The sequence below is a fragment of the Pseudomonas tehranensis genome (genome assembly GCF_014268615.1).
Classification (GTDB): domain Bacteria; phylum Pseudomonadota; class Gammaproteobacteria; order Pseudomonadales; family Pseudomonadaceae; genus Aquipseudomonas; species Aquipseudomonas tehranensis.
The window spans coordinates 1-1,337 of record NZ_JABWQV010000455.1; the positions used below are offsets into that span (position 1 = coordinate 1).

1 protein-coding gene is annotated in these 1,337 nt (G+C 63.1%); it reads right to left on the reverse strand.

Going from position 1 to position 1,337, the window contains the following annotated elements; all coding sequences use genetic code 11:
• Positions 1-50: 50 nt before the first annotated feature.
• The gene (argJ, locus tag HU811_RS26935) at positions 51-1,268 is read right to left on the reverse strand and encodes a bifunctional glutamate N-acetyltransferase/amino-acid acetyltransferase ArgJ (protein ID WP_186659148.1); all 1,218 of its coding nucleotides are present in this window, start codon (positions 1,266-1,268) and stop codon (positions 51-53) included.
• Positions 1,269-1,337 lie beyond the last annotated feature (69 nt).

Consider the following 1,337-nt stretch of genomic DNA (forward strand, 5'->3'; position numbering starts at 1 on the left):
CCCTGTGGGAGCGAGCCTGCTCGCGATGGGCGCAACTCGATCCCGAACTGTTAAGTCCGATACTCAGCGTTGATCTTCACATACTCGTGGGACAGGTCGGTCGTCCAGATCGTTTCGCTGCAATCACCCCGTCCCAGCTCGATACGAATGGTGATTTCTTCCTGCTGCATCACCGCCGCGCCCTGGGCTTCGGTGTAGGTGGCGGCGCGTGCGCCTTGGCTGGCGATGCAGACTTCACCGAGGAACACGTCGATCTTGCTCACGTCCAGGTTCGGCACGCCGGCACGGCCCACGGCGGCGAGGATCCGGCCCCAGTTCGGGTCGGAGGCAAACAGTGCAGTCTTGATCAGGGGCGAATGCGCCACGGTGTAGCCGACATCCAGGCATTCCTGATGGTTGCCGCCACCGTTGACCTGCACGGTCACGAACTTGGTCGCGCCTTCGCCGTCACGGACGATGGCCTGGGCCACCTCCATGCACACTTCGAACACGGCCTGCTTGAGGGCGGCGAACAGCGCACCGCTGGCTTCGGTAATTTCCGGCAGGTCAGCCTTGCCGGTGGCGATCAGCATGCAGCAGTCGTTGGTGGAGGTGTCGCCGTCGATGGTAATGCGGTTGAACGACTTGTTGGCGCCGTCGAGCATCAGGTCTTGCAGCACCTGCCGGGAGACTTTGGCGTCGGTGGCGATGTAGCCAAGCATGGTCGCCATGTTCGGGCGGATCATGCCGGCGCCTTTGCTGATGCCAGTGACGGTGACCGTCACGCCATCGTGCTGAAACTGACGACTGGCCCCCTTGGGCAGCGTGTCAGTGGTCATGATGCCGGTAGCGGCAGCGGCCCAGTTGTTTTCCGATAGGTCGTCCAGAGCGGCCTGCAACGCGCCTTCGATTTTCTCGACCGGCAACGGTTCGCCGATCACGCCGGTGGAGTACGGCAGCACCTGGCTGGCGTCGACGCCAGTCAGCTCGGCCAGTTTGGCGCACGTGCGCTCGGCGGCGGCCAGGCCTGGAGCACCGGTGCCGGCGTTGGCGTTTCCAGTGTTGGTCAGCAGGTAACGCACCGGCCCCTGGACCCGTTGCTTGGCCAGGATGACGGGGGCTGCGCAAAAGGCGTTGAGGGTAAACACGCCGGCCACCGTCGAGCCTTCGGCGCAACGCATGACCACGACATCCTTGCGCCCTGGGCGCTTGATGCCCGCCGAGGCGATACCGAGTTCAAAACCGGCAACCGGGTGCAACGTTGGCAACGGACCAAGACCAACAGCCATGAATGCGCTCCTAAATAGATAAATCGACACCGCCTTAATCGAGACGGCGAATCAAAATGGCAAAACGCC

What these genes read in the sequence shown, in the direction of transcription:
- argJ (WP_186659148.1), bottom strand. Translation starts at nt 1,268, where the DNA reads ATGGCTGTTGGTCTTGGTCCGTTGCCAACGTTGCACCCGGTTGCCGGT.